Annotated in this window: 22 protein-coding genes; 8 read left to right on the plus strand and 14 right to left on the minus strand. The window is 72.4% G+C overall.

Annotation, left to right across the window (positions count from 1 at the left end; genetic code table 11):
• Positions 1-130: 130 nt before the first annotated feature.
• Both GFH29_RS20090 and GFH29_RS20095 read left to right on the plus strand, forming a co-directional pair.
• Positions 131-1315, plus strand: coding sequence for a fatty acid desaturase family protein (locus tag GFH29_RS20090; protein WP_153325490.1), 1185 nt, complete (start codon positions 131-133; stop codon positions 1313-1315).
• A 71-nt stretch (positions 1316-1386) separates the two neighbouring features.
• Positions 1387-2973 (plus strand): M28 family peptidase, encoded by a 1587-nt coding sequence (locus GFH29_RS20095; RefSeq protein ID WP_153325491.1) that lies wholly within the window; start codon positions 1387-1389, stop codon positions 2971-2973.
• 12 nt (positions 2974-2985) lie between these two features.
• Here GFH29_RS20095 and GFH29_RS20100 read toward each other — a convergent pair whose 3' ends face one another.
• The gene (locus tag GFH29_RS20100; RefSeq protein WP_153325492.1) at positions 2986-3468 is read right to left on the minus strand and encodes a MarR family winged helix-turn-helix transcriptional regulator; all 483 of its coding nucleotides are present in this window, start codon (positions 3466-3468) and stop codon (positions 2986-2988) included.
• 127 nt (positions 3469-3595) lie between these two features.
• Between GFH29_RS20100 and GFH29_RS20105 the strand changes: the two genes are divergently transcribed.
• Positions 3596-6676 (plus strand): efflux RND transporter permease subunit, encoded by a 3081-nt coding sequence (locus GFH29_RS20105; protein WP_153325493.1) that lies wholly within the window; start codon positions 3596-3598, stop codon positions 6674-6676.
• A 107-nt stretch (positions 6677-6783) separates the two neighbouring features.
• Here GFH29_RS20105 and GFH29_RS20110 read toward each other — a convergent pair whose 3' ends face one another.
• From GFH29_RS20110 to GFH29_RS20135, 6 genes are all read right to left on the minus strand, one after another.
• Positions 6784-8247 carry a short-chain fatty acid transporter gene (locus GFH29_RS20110; protein ID WP_153325494.1) on the minus strand — a complete coding sequence of 488 codons (1464 nt, stop codon included), beginning with the start codon at positions 8245-8247 and terminating at the stop codon, positions 6784-6786.
• Between the two features lie 107 nt (positions 8248-8354).
• Positions 8355-9560, minus strand: a complete 1206-nt coding sequence (gene lhgO / locus GFH29_RS20115; protein WP_153325495.1) for an L-2-hydroxyglutarate oxidase — start codon at positions 9558-9560, stop codon at positions 8355-8357.
• A 63-nt stretch (positions 9561-9623) separates the two neighbouring features.
• A complete protein-coding gene (locus tag GFH29_RS20120) occupies positions 9624-10181 on the minus strand; it encodes a dihydrofolate reductase family protein (RefSeq protein WP_153325496.1) in 558 nt (185 codons plus the stop codon).
• Positions 10182-10238: 57 nt separating this feature from the next.
• On the minus strand, positions 10239-10607 hold the full coding sequence (locus tag GFH29_RS20125; RefSeq protein ID WP_228387649.1) for a hypothetical protein: 369 nt from the start codon (positions 10605-10607) through the stop codon (positions 10239-10241).
• Between the two features lie 121 nt (positions 10608-10728).
• Entirely contained in the window at positions 10729-11886 is a 1158-nt protein-coding gene (locus GFH29_RS20130; RefSeq protein WP_153325498.1) for an RNA polymerase sigma factor, read from the minus strand.
• 7 nt (positions 11887-11893) lie between these two features.
• Positions 11894-12301, minus strand: coding sequence for a YciI family protein (locus GFH29_RS20135; RefSeq protein ID WP_228387650.1), 408 nt, complete (start codon positions 12299-12301; stop codon positions 11894-11896).
• Positions 12302-12465: 164 nt separating this feature from the next.
• Between GFH29_RS20135 and GFH29_RS20140 the strand changes: the two genes are divergently transcribed.
• Positions 12466-13113, plus strand: coding sequence for a dihydrofolate reductase family protein (locus GFH29_RS20140; RefSeq protein ID WP_153325500.1), 648 nt, complete (start codon positions 12466-12468; stop codon positions 13111-13113).
• 106 nt (positions 13114-13219) lie between these two features.
• Here the strand turns inward: GFH29_RS20140 and GFH29_RS20145 are convergent, their stop codons facing one another.
• The gene (locus tag GFH29_RS20145) at positions 13220-14629 is read right to left on the minus strand and encodes a M14 family zinc carboxypeptidase (RefSeq protein WP_194289043.1); all 1410 of its coding nucleotides are present in this window, start codon (positions 14627-14629) and stop codon (positions 13220-13222) included.
• Between the two features lie 169 nt (positions 14630-14798).
• On the opposite strand from GFH29_RS20145, the gene GFH29_RS20845 reads away from it, so the two are divergent.
• Entirely contained in the window at positions 14799-14933 is a 135-nt protein-coding gene (locus GFH29_RS20845; RefSeq protein ID WP_267128528.1) for a hypothetical protein, read from the plus strand.
• A gap of 68 nt (positions 14934-15001) precedes the next feature.
• Entirely contained in the window at positions 15002-15439 is a 438-nt protein-coding gene (locus GFH29_RS20150; RefSeq protein WP_153325502.1) for a YsnF/AvaK domain-containing protein, read from the plus strand.
• A gap of 63 nt (positions 15440-15502) precedes the next feature.
• On the opposite strand, the gene GFH29_RS20155 is transcribed toward GFH29_RS20150, so the two are convergent.
• From GFH29_RS20155 to GFH29_RS20170, 4 genes are all read right to left on the minus strand, one after another.
• Positions 15503-16324: a YsnF/AvaK domain-containing protein gene (locus GFH29_RS20155; protein WP_153325503.1), complete on the minus strand. Its 822-nt coding sequence runs from the start codon at positions 16322-16324 to the stop codon at positions 15503-15505.
• A 106-nt stretch (positions 16325-16430) separates the two neighbouring features.
• Entirely contained in the window at positions 16431-17438 is a 1008-nt protein-coding gene (locus GFH29_RS20160; RefSeq protein WP_153325504.1) for a cytochrome d ubiquinol oxidase subunit II, read from the minus strand.
• The gene (locus GFH29_RS20165) at positions 17435-18856 is read right to left on the minus strand and encodes a cytochrome ubiquinol oxidase subunit I (RefSeq protein WP_228387651.1); all 1422 of its coding nucleotides are present in this window, start codon (positions 18854-18856) and stop codon (positions 17435-17437) included. Before GFH29_RS20165 ends, GFH29_RS20160 begins: the two co-directional genes overlap by 4 nt.
• A gap of 45 nt (positions 18857-18901) precedes the next feature.
• A complete protein-coding gene (locus tag GFH29_RS20170; protein WP_153325505.1) occupies positions 18902-19588 on the minus strand; it encodes an SDR family NAD(P)-dependent oxidoreductase in 687 nt (228 codons plus the stop codon).
• A gap of 162 nt (positions 19589-19750) precedes the next feature.
• Between GFH29_RS20170 and GFH29_RS20850 the strand changes: the two genes are divergently transcribed.
• Positions 19751-20608, plus strand: coding sequence for a helix-turn-helix domain-containing protein (locus GFH29_RS20850; protein WP_153325506.1), 858 nt, complete (start codon positions 19751-19753; stop codon positions 20606-20608).
• A complete protein-coding gene (locus GFH29_RS20180) occupies positions 20605-21276 on the plus strand; it encodes an NADPH-dependent F420 reductase (protein WP_153325507.1) in 672 nt (223 codons plus the stop codon). The genes GFH29_RS20850 and GFH29_RS20180 overlap by 4 nt, the downstream gene beginning before the upstream one ends.
• 92 nt (positions 21277-21368) lie before the next feature.
• On the opposite strand, the gene GFH29_RS20185 is transcribed toward GFH29_RS20180, so the two are convergent.
• Positions 21369-21581 (minus strand): hypothetical protein, encoded by a 213-nt coding sequence (locus tag GFH29_RS20185; RefSeq protein WP_153325508.1) that lies wholly within the window; start codon positions 21579-21581, stop codon positions 21369-21371.
• A 109-nt stretch (positions 21582-21690) separates the two neighbouring features.
• The gene (gene dnaB / locus GFH29_RS20190; RefSeq protein ID WP_153337621.1) at positions 21691-23109 is read right to left on the minus strand and encodes a replicative DNA helicase; all 1419 of its coding nucleotides are present in this window, start codon (positions 23107-23109) and stop codon (positions 21691-21693) included.
• Positions 23110-23311: the final 202 nt, after the last annotated feature.

The raw sequence follows: 23311 nt of genomic DNA on the forward strand, positions 1-23311 counted from the left end.
GGGGGCAGCCGGACTCAACGCCGTAGGCTCTGCGGGCTAACGGCTCGCGGTACGGGTACCGCTTCATCAGCGATCCCTGAGGATCCGCGTCCGCGACCACCAGTGTCGAGCACCCCTGGAGCCCCCCACGATGACCACCACCACGCACGTGCAGCCGTCCCGCATCGGACCCGCCGCCCACCTGACCGCCGACGACGTCGAGGCGCTCGGGCGCGAGATCACGCAGATCCGCCAGGAGGTGCTGGACTCCCGCGGCGCCCGCGACGCGGCGTACATCCGGCGAGTGATCGCGGCGCAGCGTGCGTTGGAGCTCTCCGGGCGCGCCGTGCTGGTGCTCGCCAGCAACCGCCGCGGCGGCTGGGTGCTGGGTACGGCGATGCTCGGCGTCGCCAAGAGCCTGGAGAACATGGAGATCGGCCACAACGTCCTGCACGGGCAGTGGGACTGGATGCGCGACCCGAAGATCCACTCGACGACCTGGGACTGGGACCACGCCTCGCCGCCCGCGCAGTGGAAGCGCGCCCACAACGAGACCCACCACACCTACACGAACATCCTCGGCAAGGACAACGACCTCGGCTACGGGATCATGCGGGTCGACGAGGCCCAGCCCTGGAACCCCCGCTACCTCGTGCAGCCGCTGTGGAACGCGATCAACGCGCTGATCTTCGAGTACGGCATCGCGATGTACGACCTCGACTTCGGCGACTCGCTGCGCAACAAGACCGGGTTCAGCGCGGAGAAGAAGGCGGAGATCCGCACCACCCTGCGCAAGATCGGCAAGCAGGTCACCAAGGACTACGTCGTGCTGCCGGCGCTCTCGGGACGCCACTGGCGCGCCACGCTGACCGCGACCGTGACGGCCAACGTGCTGCGCAACGTCTGGTCGCACTCGGTGATCATGTGCGGGCACTTCCCCGAAGGCGTCGAGGCCTTCGAGCTCGACCAGCTCGACCCGGACGAGACCCGCGGCGAGTGGTACCTGCGCCAGATGCTCGGCTCGGCGAACATCTCCGGCCCGCCGCTGGTGCACCTGATGACCGGGAACCTCTCCCACCAGATCGAGCACCACGTCTTCCCCGACCTGCCGAGCAACCGCTACGCCGAGATCGCCCCGCGGATGCGCGAGCTCTTCGAGCGCTACGGCCTGAGCTACAACGTGCGCCCGCTGCCCCAGCAGGTGGCCAGCGCGTGGCACAAGGTCGTGCGGCTCTCCCTGCCCAACGGCTGGCTGGCGCACACCAACCGGCACAACTGGCGCAGCCAGCTGCGCCAGCTGCGCCGCAGCGACCCGCCGGCCCCCTCCCCGATCTGAGGCGTGACACAGGTCATATCCATGGGTCAAGGTGGGCACTCGATCAACCCCACCTCCCAAGGAGATGAGCTGTGAGCGCATCACGAGGTCGCGCGGCGATCGCCGCATCGGCCGTTCTCGGTGTCGGACTCGCCCTGCTCGGACCGGCCGCCCCGGGCCAGGGCAGCACACCCGACCAGAGCGGTCCTGCCGTGCACGAGCGGGTCCACGTCGCCAAGCCCAAGCCCGGCAAGCACGCGCCTCCGCCGCGGCTCACCGACAGCGAGAAGCTGCGCAAGGCGGTGAAGACCCCGCGCATCGTCAACCACCTGCGCCAGCTCCAGGCCGCCGCCGACCGGTACGGCGACCGCGCGGCCGGCCACGAGGGCTACAACGCCGCCTCGCGCTACGTGGAGTCCCGGCTGCGGGCGGCCGGCTACTCCCCGCGCCGGCAGTACTTCGACTTCGTCTACACCCGCGTCAACGCCAACACCCTCACCGTCGGCGGGGAGGCGATCGCCAACGAGGTGCTCACCGGCTCACCGAGCACGCCCGCGGGCGGCGTCACCGCCAACCTGGTCGCGCCGGCAGCCCCGCAGGGCTGTGACGCCGCGGCGTGGCAGGGCGTGGACGTCACCGGCCAGATCGCCCTGGTCAACCGCGGCACCTGCAGCTTCCAGATCAAGTCCGAGGTCGCCAAGGCCGCCGGCGCCGCGGCCGTGGTGATCTGGAACAACGCGCCCGGCCCGCTCAGCAACGCCACCCTCGGCGAGTCCACCCCGGCGCTCGCACCGACCACGGGGATCAGCCAGGAGGACGGCCAGGCGCTGCTCGCCGACCTGGCCGCGGGACCCGTCGAGGCGACCGTCGACCTCGACGTCACCGTGGAGGAGCGCCGCACCTGGAACGTCATCGCCGAGACCCGCCGCGGCCGCGCCGACGACGTGGTCATGGTGGGCTCGCACCTCGACGGCGTGCAGGACGCCGCCGCGATCAACGACAACGCCTCCGGCAGCGCGACCCTGCTCGAGACCGCCATCCAGCTGAAGAAGATGGAGGGCCGGCTGCGCAACAAGGTCCGCTTCGCCTGGTGGGGCGCCGAGGAGCTCGGTCTGCTCGGCTCCACGCACTACGTGGACCAGCTGGTGGAGAACAACCCCGAGGCCCTCGACGACATCGCCGTCTATCTCAACTACGACATGGTGGCCTCGCCCAACTACATCATCGGCGTGTACGACGCCGATGAGTCCACCGAGGTGGCGAGCGCCCCGGTGCCCGCCGGCTCGATCGAGACCGAGCGGCTCTACCGGGCGTACTTCCGCTCGGTGAAGCAGCCGGTGGTCGACACCGCCTTCTCCGGTCGCTCCGACTACCAGGCGTTCATCGAGAACGGCGTCGCCGCCGGCGGACTGTTCAGCGGCGGTGACGGCACGAAGACCGCGCGGGAGGTGAGCCTCTTCGGCGGAACTGCCGGGATCACCTACGACCCGAACTACCACACGCCGGCGGACGACATCTCCAACATCTCGCGTCGCTCCCTCGGCATCATGTCCGACGCGATCGCGCACATGACGATCCGGCTGGGCCGCACCACGAAGGCGATCGACACCCCCGACGGCGCACTGCCGACGGGGCGCCGCAACGCCCCGCGCGCACCCGAGGGGGTACTGCTCCGCTGAGGGACGCCCCCTCTAGCGATCCTTCGCCGGTGCCGCGTCGCCTCCGGGCGGCGCGGCACCGTCGCGTCCGGCCTCCTGCTCGATGTGCTCGCGCAGCGCCCGCTCGGCGACCGCGAGCCCGGTGTCCAGGGCGGCCAGGTCCGCGGTGTCGAGGCGTTCGAGGAGCTCCAGGCGGGCGCGCAGCTGGAACGACGCGAGCTCCTCGAGCGCCTGCCGGCCGGCGGGTGTCGCGACCAGGTGCCGGCTGCGACGGTCCGGCGCCTCCTCGCGCACCAGCAGCCCGTGCTCGCCCAGGCGCCGGATCAACCCCGAGACCGTCGCCGCGGTGACGCCGAGCGCGTCGGCGACCTCGTGGGCGGTGATCGGCGCCCGGTGCACCGCCAGCAGCAGCACCTTCAGCTGCTGCAAGGACAGCTCGCTGGCCACCAGCGCGTCGAGGCGCAGCTCGGTCGCGAGCTCGTCGAGGGCGCCCAGATGGGCTGAGACCGAGGCCACCAGTGCCTCACGCACAGAATCCGGTGGCGTCACCGAGCGCTCCCTATGATGATTCAGGCGATCCTTAGCGTCGCCCTAATCAAATTCTGTACCCGATCTCGCCCGAACAGAACACAGGAGCGCCCCGGTGGGCCACCTCGCCTCATTCTCCCTGCGCAACCGCGCTTTCGTGGCCCTGGCCACCGTCCTCGTCGCGATCTTCGGCTTCCTGTCCCTGGGCTCGCTGAAGATGGAGCTGATCCCCAACCTGCAGTTCCCGGCCGTCGGCGTGGTCGTGCCGTACGCCGGTGCCTCGCCCGAGTCGGTCGAGCAGGAGGTCACGATCCCGGTCGAGGACGCCCTCGCCGGCGTCGACGACCTCGAGGAGATCTCCTCGACGTCCTCCTCCGGCTCCGCGCTGGTGCTCCTGACCCTCACCTACGGCACCGACCTGGACCGGGCGCAGCAGCAGGTGGAGTCGGCCGTCACCGGTCTCGACGCGCTGCCCGAGCAGGTCGAGCCGATCGTCTTCGCCGGCGACTTCGACCAGTTCCCGGTCGTGCAGCTCTCGGTGACCTCCGACGCCGACGCCGCCCGGCTCGCCAGCGACCTCGAGCGGGTCGTGATCCCCGAGCTCGAGGACGTCGAGGGCGTGCGCGAGGTGCAGCTGACCGGCGGACCGCAGGACCGGGTGGAGATCACCCCGCTGCCGGCCGCCGCCGCCCAGGGCGTCAACGCCGGCACCATCGCCGAGGCGCTCCGTGGCGCCTCCATGGTCCCCGCGGGCAGCCTCGACGCCGGCGACCAGAGCCTGTCGGTGCAGGTCGGCTCCACCCCCACCACGCTCGAGCAGCTGCGCGCCGTCCCGGTCGCGGTCGGCGAGGGCACCCAGCCGCTGGGCCGGGTCGCGAAGGTGCAGGTCGCCCAGGTGGCGCCCACGTCGTACGCGCGCACGAACGGCGAGCCGAGCCTGTCGCTCGCGATCACCAAGACCCCCGACGGCAACACCGTCGACATCTCCCACGAGGTCGCCGACCTGATGCCGGAGCTCGAGGAGTCCCTCGGGTCCGGCGCGGAGTTCACCGTCGCCTTCGACCAGGCGCCGTTCATCGAGAAGTCGGTCGAGGACCTCACCACCGAGGGCGGCCTGGGCCTGCTCTTCGCGGTGCTGGTGATCTTGCTGTTCCTGTTCTCGGTGCGCTCCACGATCGTCACCGCGATCTCGATCCCGCTGTCGCTGCTGATCACCCTGATCGGTCTGCAGCTGGGCGGCTACACCCTCAACATCCTCACCCTCGGCGCGCTCACGGTGGCGATCGGACGCGTCGTCGACGACTCGATCGTGGTGATCGAGAACATCAAGCGCCACCTGTCCTACGGCGAGGCCAAGGTCGCGGCGATCACCACCGCGGTCCGCGAGGTCGCCGGGGCGATCACCTCCTCGACCATCGCCACCGCCGCGGTGTTCTTGCCGATCGGCATCGTCGGCGGCCAGGTCGGCGAGCTGTTCCGGCCCTTCGCGGTCACCGTCGCGCTGGCGCTGATGGCCTCGCTGCTGGTCGCGCTGACGATCATCCCGGTGCTGGCCTACTGGTTCCTCAAGGAGAGCACCGGCCCGGTCGACGCCGAGGTGGTCGCCGCCGAGGCCGAGGCCAAGGAGGAGCGCAGCTGGCTGCGCCGCGCCTACGACCCGGCCGTGCAGTGGGTGCTGCGCAAGCCCTGGATCACCGTCGGCCTGGCCTTCGTCGTACTCCTGGGCACCCTGGCCCTCGCCCCGCTGCTCAAGACCAACTTCTTGGGCAGCAGCGGGCAGAACACGCTCTCGGTGACCCAGGAGCTCGAGCCGGGCGCCAGCCTGGCCCGCCAGGACGCCGCCGCGCGCGCCGTGGAGAAGGTCATCGGCGAGGTCGAGGAGGTGGAGACCCTCCAGGCCACCGTCGGCTCGGACCCCGCCACCGCCCTGTTCTCCGGTGGCAGCACGTCGTTCGCGCTCACCCTCGACGAGGACGCCGACGCCGACGCGGTGGCCGACGAGCTCACCGAGCAGCTCGCGGACGCCGGCGGCGAGGTGACCGTCTCCGCCGGCGACGCCGGGTTCGCCTCCGCCCTCGAGGTCGTCGTCACCGCCACCGACCAGAGCGCGCTCACCGAGGCCGCCGAGCTGGTCACCGAGGAGCTGCGCACCGTCGACAGCATCGGCGTGGTCACCTCTGACGCCGCCGCGGCGCAGCCGATCCTGAGCGTGCAGGCCCGCGAGAGCGGCGAGGCGAGCGGCCTGACGTCCACGGTGCTCGGCCAGCTGCTCGCCGCCACGCTGTTCCAGCCGCCGGTCGCCCAGGTGAGCGTCGACGGTCAGCAGCTCGACGCCGTCGTGGTCTCCGGGCCCAAGCCGTCCTCGGTCGAGGAGCTCCAGCAGCTCCCGGTCGGCCCGGGCGGGGCCACGCTCGGCCAGGTCGCCGACGTCGAGGAGCGCCAGGTCGCCACCGCGATCACCCGCGCCGACGGCGAGCGCACGATCACCATCAGCGCGGAGCCCGACGCCGACGACCTCGGCGCGGTCACCTCCGACGTGCAGGCGCTCATCGACGACCTCGACCTGCCCGAAGGCACCGAGGTCTCGCTCGGCGGCGTCTCGGAGGACCAGGAGGAGGCCTTCGCCCAGCTCGGCCTCGCGCTGCTGGTCGCGATCGCCATCGTCTACCTGGTCATGGTCGCGACGTTCCGCTCGCTGGCCCAGCCGCTGATCCTGCTGGTCTCGGTGCCGTTCGCGGCCACCGGCGCGCTGCTGCTGCTGGTGATCACCGGCATCCCGCTCGGCGTCGCCTCGCTGATCGGCGCGCTGATGCTGATCGGCGTCGTGGTCACCAACGCGATCGTGCTGATCGACCTGGTCAACCAGTACCGGGAGCGGGGCGCCTCGATCACCGAGGCGCTGCGCGAGGGCGGCGGCAAGCGCGTGCGCCCGATCGTCATGACCGCGCTGGCCACGATCCTCGCGCTCACCCCGATGAGCCTGGGGCTGACCGGCGGCAGCGCCTTCATCAGCCAGCCGCTCGCCATCGTGGTGATCGGCGGCCTGCTGAGCTCGACGTTCCTCACCCTGCTGCTCGTCCCGGCGCTGTACCTGCTGGTCGAGCGCCGCAAGGAGCGTCGGGCCGCGAAGCGGGCGGCCAAGCGCGCCCCTGCCCCCGCCGAGGAGCGCGACACCACCCCGGAGCCGGTGGGCTGACGCCCGCCCCCTCCCGCTTGTAACGCGGGGTTATTGACGCTGAACGCGCCGCATACGGCGTGTGAAGCGACGATAACCCCGCGTTACAGCTGTTTTCGGGGCCTCTCCTAGGGCATCACCGGCGCCTCGAACTCGAAGGTCATCCCGAGCAGCCAGAGCAGCAGGAGCACCACCGGCAGGTGGAAGAGGAACTGCAAGAACGTGAACCCGACCAGGTCGCGAGCGCGCAGGCCCAGCACCGCGAGCAGCGGCAGCATGAAGAACGGGTTGACCAGGTTGGGCAGCGCCTCGGCGGCGTTGTAGATCTGCACCGTCCAGCCGAGGTTCATCTCGACGTCGGTCGCCGACTGCATGACGTACGGCGCCTCGACCAGCCACTTGCCGCCGCCGGAGGGCACCAGCAGGCCCAGCAGCGCGGTGTAGAGGGCGATCACGACCGCGAAGGCGCCCCCGCCGCCGACCCCGGTGAACAGGTCGGCGAGGTGCTCGGAGACGGTCACGCCACCGCGGCCCTCGGCCCGGGTCAGGATCGCGGCCATCGCGGCGTACAGCGGGAACTGCACGAGCACCCCGGCCGTCGACGGCACCGCCTTGGAGGTCGCGTCGAGGAAGCGGCGCGGGGTGCCGTGCAGCACCAGGCCGAGCACCAAGAAGACCAGCAGGTAGCCGTTGAGGCTGCTCAGCACGGTCAGCAGCGGCAGGTCGATGAGCTGCCAGATGAGCCACAGCAGGGTCAGCGCGCCGATCAGGGCGGGCAGGATCCGCGAGTGCTCGAGCCACTCCCCGGGCCGGGTCCGCACCGGCGGCTCGGGCACCTCGTCGTCCAGGTCGACGCCGAGGTCGGCGGCGGTGCGCACCGCCTCGCCGCGCGGCGCCGAGGCCCACGCGACCGCGACGCTGAGGGCGATCAGGACCGCCGCCATCACCAGCGACTGCCAGGTGAGGATCGTGGTCCCGAAGTCGAGCACCCCGGTGATCTCGAGCAGCTCCGGTGGGAGCGAGGCCGGCGTGGCCTGCAGCTGCGCGGCCGAGGAGGACAGGCCGAGCGCCCACACCGCGCCGAGCCCGAGGTACGCCGCGGCGCCGAGCGCCCGGTAGTCGGCGCGCAGGTCGCTTCGCCGGGCGATCGCGCGCGCCAGCAGCCCGGAGAAGACCAGGCTGAGGCCCCAGTTGAGCATCGAGACCAGGCACGACAGCAACGCGACGAAGGCGACCGCCCCGCGCGGCGTCGAGGGCACCGTGGCGATCCGCTCGATCAGGCGCGCGACCGGCGGCGACGTCGCGACGATGTAGCCGGTCAGCACCACCATCGCCATCTGCAGGGTGAACGCGGTCAGGTCCCAGAACCCGCCACCGAACGCCTCGGCGACGACCCGGGGACTGGAGCCGTTGATGAACGCCGCCACGCTGACGACGACGACGCCGGCGAGGGCGAACACGTAGGCGTCGGGGAACCACTTCTCGGTCCACGCCGCGCTGAGCTGGGCGAAGCGCGCCAGCCCGCGCTCGCGCGAGCCGGCGTCGGGCTCTGGCCCACGCTCGGACGGGGCCTGGGGGGCGGCCTGCGACATGGCGGACTCCTTCGATCCACGGGGCAGGCAGGGTGCGCTGCCACGGGGACCCTGCCCACGGAGGCGGGGGTGGAATCCGGTCCCCCGCCCGATGTCACGCCCCGCCCCTAGACCCCCATCCGGTCCACCACGTGCTCGGCGATCGCGAGGCTGGAGGTGGCGGCGGGCGAGGGGGCGTTGCGCACGGTGGTGACCGCGTCGTCGCCGAGCACCCGGAAGTCGTCGAGCAGGCTGCCGTCGCGCTCCACCGCCTGCGCGCGCACGCCGGCCCCCGCGCGGACCACGTCGTCGGCGCCGATCTGCGGCACGTAGCGGCTCGCGACCCGCATGTAGGCACGCACCGAGAGGCTGCCGCGCAGCTCGCGCGCGCCGGTGCGCCAGTGGGTGGCCGCCAGCCGCCAGAACCCCGGCCAGGCGGCCAGCGCGCGGAGGTCCTCGAGCCGGGCGTCGCGGCGCCGGTACCCCTCGCGGGCCAGGGCCAGGACGGCGTTCGGGCCGACCTCGAGGCCGCCGCCGACCCGACGGGTGAAGTGCACGCCGAGGAACGGGTAGCGCGGGTCCGGGACCGGATAGACCATCCCGCGCACCAGGTCGGCCTTGGCCGGGCGCACGCTCATGTACTCCCCGCGGAACGGCACGATCCGCGGCCCGGCGCTGCCGTCGGCCCACTGCGAGACCCGGTCGGCGTACAGCCCGGCGCAGACCACCAGCCGGTCCACCCGCAGCGGCTCACGCGCGGTCGCGACCTCGACACCGCTCGCCGTACGCCGGATCCCGGTGACCTCGGTGCCGGTGCGCACCTCCCCGCCCGCGGCGCGCACGTCGTCGGCGTACGCCTGCGCGATCGCGACGTAGTCGGTGATCGCGGTCTGCGGGGAGTGCAGCGCGACCAGGCCGGCGGCGTGCGGCTCGACCTCGGTGATGCCGGCGCCCTCGACGCGGCGCAGGCCGGGGACCCCGTTCTGGGTCGCGGTCCGCTCGAGGGCGTCGAGACGACCGAGCTCGTCGCGCGCGACGGCGACCACCAGCTTGCCGCACTCCTCATAAGGGATCGCGCGCTCGGCGCAGTACTCGCGCAGCAGGCTCCGCCCGCGGGTGCACAGCTCGGCCTTGAGGCTGCCGGGGCGGTAGTAGATCCCGGCGTGGACGACGCCGGAGTTGTGCCCGGTCTGGTGCTGCGCGAGGCGGTCCTCCTTCTCCAGCACCACGACCCGGACGCCGGGGCGCCGCCGGGTGAGCTCGCGCGCGACGGCCAGCCCGACGATGCCGCCGCCCACGACGCCGATGCTCTGCCCGCTGCTGCGCTCCGTCATGGCGCGATCCTCGCGCACCCGCGGGCGGGCACGCGGGCGGGCACGCGGCAGCGGTCGGTCAGCTCAGCGCACGACGTCGTAGACGCCGAGGCGGATGCCGTTGGAGTACGTCGCGTGCTCGACCAGGTCGAGGCGGCCGTGGTGGTCGGCGTCGGAGGCGAAGAGCCGCTTGCCGGCGCCGAGCACGACGGGGAAGGTCAGCAGGTGGTAGCGGTCCACGAGCCCGGCGGCGGCGAGGCCCTGGGCGAGCGTGGCGCTGCCCTGCACGTGGATCGGGCCGCCCTCGCCGTCTTTGAGCGCCGCCACCTCCTCCAGCGAGCCGAGCACCGTCGCCGGCCCCCACGACAGGTCACGCAGGGTGGAGGACACGACGTACTTGGGCATCGCGTTGTACTCCGCGAACTCCGCCATCGTCGGCCACACCGGCGCGAACTCCTCGTAGGTCACCCGGCCCAGCAGCAGGGCGGAGGCCTCCTGCTGCTCGCGGCCCTTGATCTCGTAGGCCTCCTCCTGGAAGGGCACGTCGGCGAAGGTCCACCCGGCGCGGGGATGATCACCGCCACCGGGTGAGTCGATGACGCCGTCGAGACTGATGAACTCGGTCACCACCAGGGGGCGCATGCCTCATGCTGGCACGCATCGCGGCCGCGCGGGTCACCCGTTTTCGTGGATCTCCCCCTAGCTCCCCTCGCCAGGCGGCGGCTCGCGGTAGCCGCCGTCGCGCAGCCCGGCCTCGATCTCGAAGCGGTTGCGCGCCCCGGGTCGTCGCGCCTCCTCGAGCAGGTAGCGCAGCGCGAACCCGATCCCGTGGCGCGCCCACTGATCGGCGTGCACCGCCTCGTGGCGCAGCACCCCTCGACCCGGGCGAGGATGGCCGGTGAGGTAGACCCCGCCGTACGTCGTGCCGCCGCGGGCGAACCCGCCGCGCATCCCCGCGCACACGAACAGCCCCGCCTCCTCGTCGTACGCCGGGCGCCCGCCCCAGCACCGCGCCCAGGCGAGTGCGACCGCGGTCACCACCGCGGACTGCCACGAGCCTCGTGTCACCCGCCGCCACCTCCCCTCGCCTGCCATGACGCCATCGTGCCGCGGGGGATGAGGGCCGCAGCCGGGTAGTCCGCCACACAGGGGTCGTGATCACGCCGATCCACGACCCCTGTGTGGCGGACTACCGCGAGGTCGCCGCGTGCAACCGCGCCGCCTGCCGGGTCAGGTGGTCGCGCTCGGCCACGCTGCTCGCCCGCCGGGCCGCCTCGACGTAGAGGCTCGCCGCGGTGACCGGGTCGCCGTCGCGCTCGTGCAGGTACGCCGCCACCGCGGCGTACCGCGGGAGGCCCGGGTCGAGCTCGCCCAGCGCCGCCAGCCCGGCGCGTGGGCCGTCGGCCTCCCCGACCGCGACCGCCCGGTTGAGCCGAGCGACCGGGTTGGCGCTCAGCCGGACGAGCTCGTCGTACCACTCCACGATCTGCACCCAGTCGGTCTCCTCAGCGCGTGCGGCGTCCGCGTGGAGCGCCGCGATCGCCGCCTGGGCCTGGTACTCGCCCAGCCGGTCCCGCGCGAGCGCGCGCTGCAGGATGTCGACGCCCTCGGCGATCAGGCCGGTGTCCCAGCGGCTGCGGTCCTGCTCGGCGAGCGGCACCAGCGCGCCGTCCGGGCCGGTGCGGGCCGAGCGCCGGGCATGGTGCAGCAGCATCAGCGCGAGCAGGCCCGCGACCTCCTCGTGCTCGATGCCGGCGGCGAGCCGACGGGTCAGCCGGATCGCCTCGGCAGCCAGGTCGACGTCGCCGGAGTAACCCTCGTTGAAGACCAGGTAGAGCACCCGCAGCACCGTGGCGACGTCGCCGGGGCGGTCGAACCGCTCCCCGGAGAGGGTGCGCTTGGCGCGGCTGATGCGCTGGGCCATGGTCGCCTCCGGCACCAGGTAGGCCTGCGCGATCTGCCGGGTGGTGAGGCCGCCGACGGCGCGCAGCGTGAGGGCGACCGCCGAGGCCGGGGTGAGCGAGGGGTGCGCGCACAGGAAGTACAGCCACAACGTGTCGTCCACCGACCCCGCGGGTCCCGGAGCGGGTTCCCGGACCGCCCGCTCCTCCCGGTGCCGGCGCGCGGAGCCGGCCCGGGCGGCGTCGAGGAACCGCCGCCACGCGACGCCGACCAGCCAGGCCGCCGGGTCCCGGGGCGGATCGTCCGGCCAGGCTCGGAGCGCGTCGACCAGCGCGTCCTGGACGGCGTCCTCGGCGGCCGCGAAGTCGGCGCCGCGGCGGACCAGGACCCCGATCACGGTCGGGGTCAACCGCCGCAGGAGAGCCGGGTCGACCGCGGCGCCCATCGGTGGCTCACTCGGTGACGGTGGGCGGGGCGTTCAGGAACGGACGCACCTCGAGCCACTCGTGGATCGGCTTCCCGCCAGGACCGGGCGCCGCGGACAGCTCGGCGGCCAGCTCGTAGGCACGGTCCTGGCTCTCGACATCGATCACCATCCAGCCGGCGATCAGGTCCTTCGTCTCCGCGAACGGCCCGTCGGTGAGGGGCGGGCGCCCCTCCCCGTCGTACCGCACGAAGGTCCCCTCGGGCGCCAGCGCCTGGCCGTCGACGTACTCCCCGGTGCCCTCGAGGCGGGCGGCGAAGTCGGACATGTACTGCAGGTGGTCGGTGATCTCCTGCAGGGTCCACTGGTCCATGGGCACGTCGTTGACCCCGACGGGGGCGCCTCGGTAGTGCTTGAGCAGCAGGTACTTGGTCATCGTGTCCTCCTCGTCCGTACGACCCAGTGTGGCCGTCTCATCCGGGGGACGAAGCCGGTCGCGGCTTCTCGACATGGCCGCCGCGACGGGTCCGGCGATGAGTCCGGCGATGAGTCCGGGGCCGGACCGAGGTCTAGGACTGCACCCCATCCCGAGGAGCAGCCGTGACCCAGCAGGTGCGAGTGCACAACTTCTGCGTGTCGAGCGACGGGTACGCCGCCGGGGCGGGCCAGAGCCTGGAGCGGCCGTTCGGCCACGCCGACCCCGCGCAGCTGGTCTCCTGGGCCGGCGCGACCGCGAGCTGGCCGAACCGCGCCGATCCTGGTGGCAGCCGCGGGCTGGACGACTACCTGGTGCGCGACTTCCACCGCAACATCGGCGCCGAGATCATGGGGCGCAACAAGTTCGGCCCGCAGCGCGGCCCGTGGACCGACCTCGATTGGCAGGGCTGGTGGGGCGAGGAGCCGCCGTTCCACACGCCGGTCTTCGTGATGACCCACCACGAGCGGCCGTCGTTCAGCCTGTCCGACACGACCTTCCACTTCGTGAGCGGGACGCCGGCCGATGTGCTGGACCAGGCGTTCGCGGCCGCCGACGGCAAGGACGTCCGGCTCGGCGGCGGCGCCGACACGGTCCGGCAGTTCCTGGACGCCGACCTCGTCGACACGCTGCACGTCGCCGTCGCCCCGGTGGAGCTCGGCGCCGGCTCGCGGCTGTGGGAGACCCCCGAGGACCTGCTCGACCGCTTCCATCGCGACGTCGTTCGCAGCCCCTCGGGGGACGTGGTGCATCACCTGTTCTGGCGGCGCTGAGCCCGATGTAACGCGGGGTTATCGTCGCTGCACACGCCGTAGGCGACGTGTGCAGCGTCAATAACCCCGCGTTACATAGGGTCAGCCGGTCAGCCCCCACCCCGCCTCAGCAGGTCTCCACCGGCGTCGCCTCGGTGATCCGGTACTCCGAGCGGGCGTCGAGGAGCAGCGGGATCAGCGGCTGGTCCTCCTGAGCCATCGTCACGTAGGCGCCCTGGGCGTTGTTGCTCCAGGTGATGCCGTGCAGGCGCAGGGTCGGGGCGATGGCCTGGCGCTGCTCGGTGCTGAGCTGGTAGCCGCACATCGGCTCGGGCTCGACCTCGGAGTCCTCGGTGGGCAGGACGTTGTCCTGGCCGGCGAAGTAGACGACGCCGCTGCGGGTGGCACCCTCCTCGGTCACCCGCTCGGCCGCCGCGGCGGTCTCCCGGGTCAGGGTGTCGCGGTTCTCCAGGGTGAAGTACGCGCTCCCGACGGCACTGAGGTAGTTGACCTCGACCCGGCGCCGGTTCAGGAGGGACTCGTCGGCCTCCTCCTCGGGGTTCAGCGCGTTGCTGGCGGTCTCGCTCAGCATGCCGACGACGTGCTGCAGCCCGGCGTAGTTGCGCAGGATCCGGCCCTGCTCGTCACCGGCGACCTGGCGGAACGGCTCGCCGTCCTTGACGAAGATGCCGTACTCCCCGGCGGTGTAGCCGGACGCCTCCACCTGCCCGCCGGCGTAGTCCTCGCTCATCAGCCGGGCGAGGTCGTGGATGGTCTGATCGGTCTGGCGGTTGCGCGGCCACAGCTGGAGCAGGTCGGTGCGGTAGTAGGGGTTCGCGCCGTACTCGTGCAGGTCGTTGAGCACGTCCGGCTTCCAGTCGCGGATCACCTTGACCACCGCGCGCGCCTCCGGCGACTGCAGCGCCATGTAGTCACGGTTGACGTCGAGGTCCTGGGCGTTCTCGCGGGTGTTGGCGACCCAGCCGTCGGGGTTGAGGTTGATGAAGAGCACCGTGGTGTCGCGCAGCAGTCGGCGCCACGCGGGGTCGGTGGTCGTCGACATGTCCCGGGCCAGCCGCATGCACGCCTCGCGCCCGGAGTTCTCGTCGCCGTGGACCGAGCAGGTGTACATCAGCACCGAGCCGTCGGCGGCCTCCGACAGCGTCGCGGGCGCCGGGTCGCCGACCGCGACGAGCTGGAGCGGCCGACCCTCGACGCTGCGGCCGACCCGGGTCACCCGCACCCGGTCGCTGCTGCGGTCCAGCTGGCGCCAGAACCGCCGGGACTCGGGGAACGTCGTCCAGCGCGCGCCGTTCGACACCTCGAACGGCGTACGCAGGGTGGCCGGCGCCGCCTGCAGGGTCTCCGGCATGTCGGAGCCGCCGCCGGGGCTGGCCTGGCCGGGCGCCGGGCTGGCGCCCCACAGGCCCGCGGCCGCCGCGGCGGAGGCGGTGAGCGCGGCGATCGCCGCGCCGAACCGGCGTCCGGGGCGACGAGATCGCGGTCGTGCGGATGAGGACGAGAGCTGGGGGGACATGGCGCTCCTCGAGAACGCGCCGCGCCCGGTCCATGCTGTCTGCCCGAGTCGCAGCGGATGGATGGTTGGCCACTCACGATCCTGCTCCGCGCCCTCCCTGGCAATGGCCCGCGAGGGTGAGCGCGTGGTGCATGCTCCTCCCCTCACCCCACGACGACCGGAGGACCCCGTGCCGAGCGACCGCAGCTCCTTCCGGCTCGACGGCTCCCCCTCCGGGGAGGCTCTCGTGCCCCGCGACGGGTACGGCGCGTGCGAGCTGCACATCGCTGAGGGCACGGGCCTGGTCTTCGAGGCCGGGGCCTGAGCCTCCTGGCAACTGCGTGTCCTGGGCGTGGGCGGGTACCCGCTCACGACACCCGAAGGGCGGTGACCATGAACGACACCGACAGCGGTGCGACGGCACCGGGCGAGGAACCGGTCACGGAGACCACTCGCCACGAGGAACGGGCCGAGATCGGCACCGAGACCCACGAGGCCGGCCGGATCCGGGTCCGCAAGCACGTGGAGGACGTCCCGGTCGAGCAGGTGGTCTCGCGCGAGGTGGAGCACGCGGACGCCTCCGAGCGGGTCCCTGCCGGCGAGCACGACAGCGGCGAGGTCGAGACCCTGCCCGACGGCTCGCTCTCGATCCCGGTCTTCGAGGAGGTCCTCGTGGTCACCAAGAAGCGGGTGGTCCGCGAGCGGATCATCGTGCGCAAGCAGACCGTGGTGGAGGAAGAGACGGTCGAGGCCCAGGTGCGCCGCGAGCACGTCACGATCGAGGCCGACGACGGGGTCGAGGTCGACTACCGCGACCGCGGCCCCTCCTAGGACGTGCCGCGACCGCTCGCGCCCCGAGGCGCGAGCGGTCGTGTGGGTCGGGGTGGACCGGGATCAGGGGCGCCCACGCCGGTCGTCGACGTCGCCCTCCACCTCGATGTGCTCCTTGCGGACCTCCTCGCTGACGGTCTCCTCCTCGACGCTCGTCTCCTTGCCGAGGCGTACCCGCTCGACCGGCTCGGTGGTCTTGCCGACCACGGGCCGCTCCTCGTTGAGGACCACCTCGTGCTCCTCCTCGGAGATCGCGGGGCCGTCGAGGGCATCGTCGAGGTTGTCGCCGGTGACCGGCTCGGACTCGACGACCGCCCGCTCCTTGGTGACGGGGACGGTGTGGGTCTCGGTCTCCGTCGTGACGTACTTGCGCAGTCGGACGCGGCCTGCCTCCTGCGAGGTCTTGCCGACGTTGAGACGCTCCTCCGAACGGGTCATCGCGTCGTCGGTGCTCGGTCCGGAGGTGTCGTGCCCGACGGGCGCGGTGCCCGTCGTCCCGGTCCCGGTCAGGCCGGGGTCGGCGTACCCGGTCCCGGCCGGCGGCGCCGGGTCGCCGGCGAGGTAGCCGGACCCGAGCCCGTAGTGGGCATAGAGACGCTCCTCCTCGCCCTCGGGTAGGTGCCCTCCGCCCTCGAGGTCGACCTGCGGGGCACCCTTGATCAGGTCCTTCTCGTACGGAAGGCGCAGGTTGGAGCCGTCGAGCTCGGCATCGGAGACCGGGACGAACGACTCCTTGGTGCCGAACAGCCCGGTGTTGACGGTGACGAACTCGGGGCGTCCGGTCGCGTCGTCCAGGAAGAGCTGACCCACCTTGCCGATCTTGGCTCCGCCGGCGCCGTATGCGGTGGCGCCGACGATGTGGGGTGCCTGGGACTCGTTGAGCATGCTGTGCTCCCTTCGGGGATGGTGCATGACATGTGCCGGTAGCCGGGCGTCGGTGTGGCATGCACCACACGCGCGGGTGATCTCGGGCCCGGTCGGGACCCGGCGCTCAGTGCTCGGCGCGGGACCAGGCCTCGGTCTGGGTGAGCCGGAAGAGGTAGGCCATCGCCGGCACCACGATCACCGCCGCGAGGCCGACCGCGACCAGCAGCGCCCGCAGCGTGGCCTCGGCCCCCGCGGCGTCGTCGATGGTGACCTCGTCGACGAGCAACCAGGGGTACTGCCCGACCCCCCAGCCGGAGACCACCGCCGCGACCGCGGCCAGGGCGGTCACCCGGGCGATCGCGAAGCGGCGTCGGAACACGAGGACCAGCGTGGCCAGACCGGCGAGCCCCGAGAGCACGATCAGCGGGGCCGCCTGGGTCTCCAGGCCGTCGGCGAGCGTCGGGGCGTCCCGCCGCAGCGGCACCAGGGCGGCGAAGACGACGGCGCCGGTCAGGATGCCCACGCCGAGGGTGCGGGTACGCAGCTGCTCGGCGAGCCGCGGGTGGCCGGCGCGGACGGCGTCGGCGCACAGGAAGCACCCGGCCAGGAACGCACACGTGCCCACCGCGATCACGCCGCCGAACAGCGAGGTCGGGTTGATCCAGGACCCGAACCGGTCCCCGGTGCCGTCCGCCGGCACCCGGCCCGAGGCGATCGCGCCGGCGACGGTGCCGAAGAAGAACGGCGTGATCAGCGAGGAGCCGGCGAACACGGCGCCGAACAGCCGCGCCTGGCCGATCGTGGCGGCGTACTTGCGGAACGCGAAGCTGGCCCCGCGCAGCACGATGCCCGCGAGCGCGAACAGCATCGGCAGGATCAGCGTGGACATCGCGGTGGCGAAGGACTCCGGGAACCCGGTCCACCACATCACCAGGACGTAGATCAGCCAGACGTGGTTGGCCTCCCAGACCGGGCCGATGCTGTGGTCCACGAGCGTGCGCAGCTCGGCGCCCCGGGCGGTCCCGCCGGCGGTGAGGTCGTAGAACCCCGAGCCGAAGTCGGCCCCGCCGAAGAGCGCGTAGGCGAGCACCCCGACGAAGAGCGCGGCAGCGACCGCGACCGCCAGGCTCACCGCCGCTCCCCTGCCGGGTCCCCGGTGCCCTCGCCGCTCGCGGCGAGGGCCGACTCGGGTCCGTACGGGCTGGGCAGCTCGACGTCGCCGGCGCGCCAGCGCCTGGCCATCGAGCGCAGCACGACGATCGCGCCGATCGTCATCCCGGTGTAGACCACGAGGGTCGCGGCGAGCAGCCACCACAGTCCGGGGTTGTCGCCGGCCGCGTCGGTGGTGCGCAGGAACCCCTGGACGACCCAGGGCTGGCGGCCCACCTCGGTGGCGATCCAGCCGGCCTCCATCGCGATGATCGCCAGCACCCCGGAGGCCGCGACGAAGCGCAGGAACCAGCGCTGCTCGACCAGGTCGCGCCCGCGCCACCGAGCGACCCAGTAGACGATCACCGCCAGCATCAGCAGCATCCCGATCCCGACCATCGTCTGGAACGCCCAGTGCGTGATGTTCACCGGCGGGCGGTCCTCGGGCGGGAAGCTGTCGAGCCCCTCGACCGGGGCGGTGAAGGAGCTGCGCGCGATGAGCGAGCCCAGGTAGGGGATGTCGATGGCCCAGCGCACGGTGCCGTCGATGAGGACGCCGCCGATCCGCAGCGGCGAGGGGCTCTCGGTCTCGGTGGCGAGCTCGAACGCCGCGAGCTTGGCCGGTTGTGCCTCGGCGATGCGGGCGCCGAGCAGGTGGCCGACGACCGGCTGGATCACCGCGGAGACGCTCGCGAACGCGAACGGCACGGTGAAGCCGAGGCGGTGCCGGGCGTCGCGGCGCCCGCGCAGCATGCCCACGGCGTACACGGCGGCGATCATGAAGCCGGTGACCATGTAGGCCGCGATCCACATGTGCAGGAACTGCCAGAACGCCGCGGAGCTGAACAGCACCGCCCACGGCTCGACGTTGGTGACCTGGCCGTCGACGACGTCGAAGCCGACCGGGACGTTCATCCACGCGTTGACCGCGATCACGCAGTAGGTGCCGACCACGCCGGTGATCGCCATCGGCACGATCATCAGCAGGTGCCGCTTGGGTGGCATCCGGTCCCAGCCGTAGAGGTAGATCCCCAAGAAGATCGCCTCGGTGAAGAACGCCAGGCCCTCGAAGGCGAACGGCAGTCCGAGCACGTCGCCGTACGGCCCCATCAGCCCGGGCCACAGCAGGCCCATCTCGAAGCTGAGGACGGTGCCGGAGACCGCGCCGATCGCGAAGAGCACCGCGGAGACCTTGCCCCACTTGCGCGCCAGCATCAGCGCGTCGGGGTCGTCGCGCCGGATCCCGATCAGGTGGATCGTGAAGATGATCGCCGGGAACGCGACCCCGAAGCAGGCCAGGATGATGTGCCAGCCCAGCGAGAACGCCATCTGCTGGCGGGCGGGGAGCAGCCCCGCGGGATCTGCCGCGAGGACCTGGGTGACGACGTCGGTGACCGGCACCTCATCGACGGTAGGCCGCGCCCCCGCGGCGCACCACCCCCGTGGCTACCAGGGCAGCGCGCCGGACTCGTCGTGCAGCGTCCCCGACGGCGCGTCCGCGCCGGCCATCACCAGGCGTACGACGACCCGGGCGCTCTCCTCGACCGGGCGGCCGCCGCCCATCGCCGCGGTCATGTCGGTGTCGGTGTAGCCGGGCTCGACCGCGGTGAAGGTGATGCCGGGCTCGGCCTTGGCGTACTGCACGGTGAGCATGGTCGCGGCCGCCTTGGAGGCGGCGTACAGCGGGTTGACCAGGCCGTGCTCGGGGCGTTCGGGGTTGGTCACCGCCCAGAACGAGCCCATGCTGCTGGACACGGTGACCACCACCGGCTCCTCGGCGGCCCGCAGCAGCGGGAGCGCCGCCTGGGTGACCCGGACGACGCCGACGGCGTTGGTGTCGAAGACCTGCAGCGCGGAGGGGCCGTCCACGGGCCGGTCGCCGAGGACGCCGGCGTTGTTGACCAGCACGTCGAGCCGGCCCTCCTCGGCGGTGATCGTGGCCAGCGCCGCGGCGACCGAGGCGTCGTCGGTGACGTCGAGGTGGACGAACCGGGCGCCCAGCTCGGTCGCCGCCTTCTCGCCGCGCTCGGCGTCGCGCGCCCCGACGTACACGTGGTGGCCGAGGTCGACCAGCTGCCGGGCGGTCTCGAAGCCGATCCCCTTGTTGGCGCCGGTGATCAGGGTGACGGTCATGGTGGGTCCTCTCGTGGTGGATCCCGGTCGTGGCGGCCGGGCACCGACGACGCTAGGAGCGCGCGACGCGGTCAGGGAGTGCCGTGCGAGTGCCGGGGAGCGCGGGTGCCGGGGAGCGACAGGACCCCCTCAGCGCGCGCCGCGCCGCCCTACGCTCGGCCCATGTCCACCACACCGAACGCCCTGGGCGAGTACCTCCGCGCACGCCGCGGGCTGGTGACCCCGCAGCAGGCCGGCATCCCCGACGTGGGTCCCCGCCGGGTCCCCGGGCTGCGGCGCGAGGAGGTGGCCATGCTGGCCGGGATCAGCGCCGACTACTACCTGCGCCTCGAGCGCGGCCGCGACCGCAACCCGTCGGTGCAGGTGCTCGACGCGCTCGCCCGGGTGCTGCGCCTCGACGAGACCCATCTCGCGCACCTGCGGGGCCTGGCCTGCGAGCAGCCCCGGCGGCGCCGGCCGCGGCCCCGCCCGGAGACCGTGCCGGCGGGCACGCTCACCCTGCTGGCCTCCCTCCCGCACCCGGCGTACGTCGAGGGGCGGCGCTTCGACATCCTGGCCGCGAACCCGCTGGCCGAGGCCCTGTCGCCGCGGTTCGCGGCGGGCCGCAACCAGCTCCGCGACATGTTCCTGGACCCGGCCGACCAGGCGCTGCATCCCGACTGGGAGGGCTCGACGGCCTGCCTGATCGCCAGCCTGCGCCAGTCGGTGGGCACCGACATCGACGACCCGCGCTTCATCGAGCTGGTCGGCGAGCTGTCCCTGGCCAGCCCGCGCTTCCGTGAGCTCTGGGCGCGCCACGACGTGAAGGCTCAGTTCGGCGCACCCGTCCGCTTCGACCACCCGCAGGTCGGGGAGCTGACGCTCAACCGGGAGCGCCTGGAGATCAGCGGGACCGACCGGCTGACGCTCGTGATCCACCACCCCGACCCGGGTACGGCGGACGCCGACAAGCTCGCGCTGCTGGCCTCCGCAGCCCTGCCCGCGGCCGGTAGCACCGCCGAAGGGCGAGTGCGCGCATGAGCGCCGCAGGACCGACGACCGTCGGCATCATCGGCGCCGGCGAGGTCGGCAGCCAGCTGGCCCGGGCCCTCATCGCAGCTGGTTACCGGGTGGTGATCGCGAACTCCCGCGGGCCGGAGACGCTGCGCGACCTCATCGCCGAGCTGGGGCCGTCGGCGCGGGCGGCGACCGCGGCCGGCGCTGCCGAGGCGGGCGACTTCGTGATCGTGGCTGCTCCCCTGCGGCTGCACAACGACCTGCCCACCGAGGCGCTCGCCGGCAAGGTCGCGCTGGACACCAACAACTACATGGCCTGGCGCGACGGCCGCTACGAGGTCGTCGAGTCGGGTGAGAAGACCGAGCACGAGCTGCGCCAGGAGCACCTGCCGACCTCGAAGGTGGCCAAGGCGTTCACCCACATCCAGGCCCCGCGGCTGTTCCTGTCCGCGAGCCCCGCCGGCACACCGGACCGCCACGCTCTCTCGGTCTCCAGCGACCACCCCGAGGCCGTCGCCCTGGTGACCCGGATCTACGACGAGCTCGGCTTCGACACCGTCGATGTCAGCCCGCTCAGCGAGTCCTGGCGCAGCGGCCCCGGCCAGCCCGCCTGGAACGCCCACGCGCACCAGACCCGCGAGCAGCTGGCGGCCAACCTCGCGCGCGCCCGGCGGATCCGCACCCGCGCCTGACCCCTCCGCCGAGTCGGCGCCAATGGCGGGCCCAGTCGGCGCCAATGGCGGGCCCAGTCGGCGCCCATGGCGACGGAGCTCCAGCTCCGAGGTCAGGTCCTCGCGCTTCCCCGCCGGAGCCGGTAGGTCAGGGCAGCGGCGAACGCCCCCACCAGGACTGCGAGCACCGCCACGCCCCACCAGCCGTACACGACAGCGAACACGAAGCCCGTCAGGGCAAGCCCCAGTGCCGCCCCCAGGCCGAAGAGGGTGGCGAGCATGCCGGTCACCACGCTGCCCGCGTTGATCCTCGAGCATCCACCCATCGCCGCAGCGTAGCGAGGACCCGTCCCCGGCGCGGGGTCACCGTGCGCGTCAGGAGGAAGCCGTCGTCCCCACCACCTCGACAGGGACGCCCGCCGCAGCCGAGAGCGCTCAGTGCGCCATGTCGACGAACCGCGAGTAGTGGCCCTGGAAGGCGACGGTGATGTCGCGGGTGGGGCCGTTGCGGTGCTTGGCCACGATCAGGTCGGCCTCGCCGGGGCGGGTCGACTCCTTCTCGTAGACGTCGTCGCGGTGCAGGAGCACGACCATGTCGGCGTCCTGCTCGATCGAGCCGGACTCACGCAGGTCGCTGACCATCGGGCGCTTGTCGGCGCGCTGCTCGGGGCCACGGTTGAGCTGCGAGAGCGCGATGATCGGGAGCTCGAGCTCCTTGGCCAGCAGCTTGATCTGGCGGGAGAACTCCGAGACCTCGAGCTGGCGAGACTCGACCTTCTTGCCCGAGCTCATCAGCTGCAGGTAGTCGATCACGATCAGCTTGAGGTCGTGACGCTGCTTGAGGCGGCGGGCCTTGGCCCGGATCTCCATCATCGTCATGTTGGGCGAGTCGTCGATGAACATCGGCGCCGAGGAGACCTCGCCCATCTTGCGGGCGAGCTTGACCCAGTCGTCGTCGGTCATGTTGCCGTTGCGGATGTGGTTGAGCGGCACCTTCGCCTCCGCGGAGAGCAGGCGCATGGTGATCTCCGCGCGCGTCATCTCCAGGCTGAAGAAGCAGCTGGTGAGGTTGTTGTGGATCGACGCCGCGCGGCAGAAGTCCAGCGCGAGCGTGGACTTACCCATCGCGGGTCGGGCCGCGACGATGATCATCTGGCCCGAGTGCAGGCCGTTGGTGAGGTCGTCGAAGTCGGCGAAGCCGGTCGGCACGCCGTAGATGCCGGCCTCACGGTTGGAGATCGCCTCGATCTCGTCGAGGACGCCGGTCATGATGTCGCTCAGCGGCGCGTAGTCCTCGCCGGTGCGCTTGTCGGCGATCTTGTAGACCTCGGCCTGGGCGTTGTCGACGACGTCGTCGATCTGGCCCTCGCCGGCGTAGCCGAGCTGCACGATCTTGGTGCCGGCATCGACCAGGCGGCGCAGGATCGCCTTCTCGCGCACGATCTCGGCGTAGTAGCCGGCGTTGGCCGCGATCGGCACGTTGGCCGCGATCGTGTGGAGGTACGGCGCGCCGCCGATGCGCTGCAGCTCGCCCTTGCGCTGCAGGTCCGCGGCGACGGTGACCATGTCGACCGGCTCGCCGCGGCCGTAGAGGTCGATGATCGCGTCGTAGATCGACTCATGCGAGGGCCGGTAGAAGTCGGTGCCCCGGATCGTCTCGGAGACGTCGGCGATCGCGTCCTTGGAGATCAGCATCGCGCCGAGCACCGACTGCTCGGCGGCCATGTCCTGCGGCGGTGTGCGGTCACCCGGACGTGAGGGACGCTCCCCCGGTGCATACGGGACCGGGCCATCGCCCCAGTCCTCATACGACGGCTCAGGGATGTCCTGCTCCGACTGCTCGGCGACGCTCAAGCCTGCCTCCTCCACGGGCGAAGAACCACTGATCGACTGGCATCGCCGACCCTAGGAAGGACCACCGACAGCTCCATGCGGAGCCCCCTCGCCCCGCGACCGTACGCGCCCGCGGTAGGGCACCGACACCACCTTGTCCACAGGCCCTGTGGATAACTGGGGATAACCCGTGGACGACACGCGCGAGAGATGTGCACAGGCT

The sequence above is a fragment of the Nocardioides sp. dk884 genome (assembly GCF_009557055.1).
Lineage (GTDB): Bacteria > Actinomycetota > Actinomycetes > Propionibacteriales > Nocardioidaceae > Nocardioides.

What these genes read in the sequence shown, in the direction of transcription:
- GFH29_RS20090 (WP_153325490.1), top strand. Translation starts at nt 131, where the DNA reads ATGACCACCACCACGCACGTGCAGCCGTCCCGCATCGGACCCGCCGCC.
- GFH29_RS20110 (WP_153325494.1), bottom strand. Translation starts at nt 8,247, where the DNA reads ATGTCGCAGGCCGCCCCCCAGGCCCCGTCCGAGCGTGGGCCAGAGCCC.
- lhgO (WP_153325495.1), bottom strand. Translation starts at nt 9,560, where the DNA reads ATGACGGAGCGCAGCAGCGGGCAGAGCATCGGCGTCGTGGGCGGCGGC.
- GFH29_RS20120 (WP_153325496.1), bottom strand. Translation starts at nt 10,181, where the DNA reads ATGCGCCCCCTGGTGGTGACCGAGTTCATCAGTCTCGACGGCGTCATC.
- GFH29_RS20130 (WP_153325498.1), bottom strand. Translation starts at nt 11,886, where the DNA reads ATGGGCGCCGCGGTCGACCCGGCTCTCCTGCGGCGGTTGACCCCGACC.
- GFH29_RS20135 (WP_228387650.1), bottom strand. Translation starts at nt 12,301, where the DNA reads ATGACCAAGTACCTGCTGCTCAAGCACTACCGAGGCGCCCCCGTCGGG.
- GFH29_RS20145 (WP_194289043.1), bottom strand. Translation starts at nt 14,629, where the DNA reads ATGTCCCCCCAGCTCTCGTCCTCATCCGCACGACCGCGATCTCGTCGC.
- GFH29_RS20150 (WP_153325502.1), top strand. Translation starts at nt 15,002, where the DNA reads ATGAACGACACCGACAGCGGTGCGACGGCACCGGGCGAGGAACCGGTC.
- GFH29_RS20155 (WP_153325503.1), bottom strand. Translation starts at nt 16,324, where the DNA reads ATGCTCAACGAGTCCCAGGCACCCCACATCGTCGGCGCCACCGCATAC.
- GFH29_RS20170 (WP_153325505.1), bottom strand. Translation starts at nt 19,588, where the DNA reads ATGACCGTCACCCTGATCACCGGCGCCAACAAGGGGATCGGCTTCGAG.
- GFH29_RS20850 (WP_153325506.1), top strand. Translation starts at nt 19,751, where the DNA reads ATGTCCACCACACCGAACGCCCTGGGCGAGTACCTCCGCGCACGCCGC.
- GFH29_RS20180 (WP_153325507.1), top strand. Translation starts at nt 20,605, where the DNA reads ATGAGCGCCGCAGGACCGACGACCGTCGGCATCATCGGCGCCGGCGAG.
- GFH29_RS20185 (WP_153325508.1), bottom strand. Translation starts at nt 21,581, where the DNA reads ATGGGTGGATGCTCGAGGATCAACGCGGGCAGCGTGGTGACCGGCATG.